This window comes from Bradyrhizobium sp. Ai1a-2 (assembly GCF_000426245.1).
Lineage (GTDB): Bacteria > Pseudomonadota > Alphaproteobacteria > Rhizobiales > Xanthobacteraceae > Bradyrhizobium.
Map to the genome: position 1 here is coordinate 1 of NZ_AUEZ01000218.1, position 1985 is coordinate 1985.

1 protein-coding gene is annotated in these 1985 nt (G+C 62.3%); it reads left to right on the forward strand.

What is annotated here, in order from left to right; translation table 11 throughout:
- On the forward strand, positions 1-1971 hold a 1971-nt coding region (locus K288_RS51920; RefSeq protein ID WP_043162481.1), incomplete at its 5' end, for a recombinase family protein.
- Positions 1972-1985 lie beyond the last annotated feature (14 nt).

The window sequence follows — 1985 nt, forward strand, 5'->3', positions numbered from 1 at the left end:
CAGTACCGCCTTGTCGATCGCGCCATCGGTCTGGGCTGGCCGCCCGAGCGCGTCCAGGTGATTGACGAGGATCTGGGCAAATCCGGTGCTGGCGGCGTGGACCGTCATGGTTTCCAGAAGCTCATTGCCGAGATCGGCCTTGGCAACGCCGGTCTCGTGGTGAGTCTCGACGCTTCGCGCTTGGCCCGCAATAACCGGGACTGGCATCAGCTTCTCGAACTGTGCTCGGTATTTGGCGTGCTGATTGCGGATGGCGAGCGGCTTTACGATCCGCGCGCCTATCACGACCGCCTGCTGTTGGGCTTGTCCGGCATCATGAGCGAGGCGGAGCTGCATCAGCTTCGGATGCGCCTTCACCAAGGGGAACGCCAGAAGGCGGCGCGGGGCGAACTGCGGCTGCCGGCCGGGCTCGCCTACGATCGAGCGGGCACAATTGTTCTCAATCCGGATGAGGAGGTGCGGGCCCGTCTTCATCTCGTGTTTGCCAAATTCCGGGAACTGCAAAGCGCGCGCCGTGTGATGCGTTACTTGGACAGGAATGGATTGTCCTTGCCGGTTCGGCCGCTGCTTGGACCTTCTCCACACGAGATCGTCTGGCGTGCGCCAGATAGCACACGCGTCCTTAATATCCTTCAGAATCCGGCCTATGCTGGGGCGTATGTTTATGGCCGCCGGCAAAAGGATCCGAGCCGATGCCGGCCGGGATCGCTGACGGGAACGGTCAAGGTAGCGATCGCGGATTGGGCGGTTTGCCTCCACGCCGCTCACCCAGGCTATATCGGCTGGGAGGAGTTCATGGCCAACCAGGGGCGACTGGCAGATAACGTCTGCCGCTATGAGGCAGGACACTCTGGCGTACCGCGCAAGGGGGCAGCCCTGTTACAAGGAATTGCGGTCTGCGGTCGTTGTGGACGGCGCATGAGCATGCGCTACACGGGCCCAAATGCCGACTATCCGGTCTATTGCTGCCGCTCGGATCGGGACCAGCAAGGCAGTGCAATGTGCCAGGAAGTCCGGGCCTTGGCGGTTGACGCGCTGGTCGAGCGGATGGTCCTCGATGCTCTGGTGCCGGATCAGATTGAGATCGCACTCGCAGCCGCGGGCCAACTGGAGCAGGAGAGCCGTCAGCTCGAGCGCCAGTGGGCGCTTCGCGTGGAGCGCGCCCGCTACGAGGCCGAGCGCGCTCGGCGCCAGTATGACGCCGTAGAGCCCGAGAACCGTCTTGTGGCGCGCTCACTTGAGCGGGCTTGGGAAGAGAGGCTGCGTGTCGTCGAGGCGGTCGAGCAGGAGCATGCGCGTTGGCGCGGGCAAGAGCCGCTTCTGATTGGCCCGGCAGAATGCGCAGGGCTACAAGCGCTCGGCGAGAACCTACCGCGGATTTGGAACGCGGCCACCACGTCGGCAGCCGATCGCAAGCGCATTCTGCGATTTGTGATCCGCGAAGTCGTTCTTGATCAGAAGCGGACCCGAGGTCAGGTGTGGCTTAAGATCGTCTGGCAGACCGGTGCAACCAGCGAGCATCACGTGCAACGGCGCGTTCAGACCTACCGCGATTACATCGACATTGAGCGGTTGCGGCAACGGATCGTCGAGTTGAATGCTGAACACAAAATGGATGCCGAGATCGCGGCAATACTCAATCAGGAAGGCTTCGTCGCGGCCCGAGGCTGCGCCTTCAAAGGCGAGAATGTCTGGCTGTTGCGTACCCGCTGGGGCATTCCCACCGTCAAAATCAACGGCGTGGACAAGAATCCGATGCGCTGGCCCGATGGGAGCTTCTCAATTCAGGGCGCAGCGGCTGAGCTTGGAGTGACCCCGCAGACGGTGTTCGATTATCTCGCGCGGGGATTGCTGGCAGGTCGTCAGTTAGCCAAAGGCCAGCCATGGCAGATCGAGCTCTCAGACGACCAAATCCGTCAGCTTCGCAATCGGGTACGACGCACCAAGCGTTCGAAGAAGGAGGCATCATGAAGTCATCGGCTCCG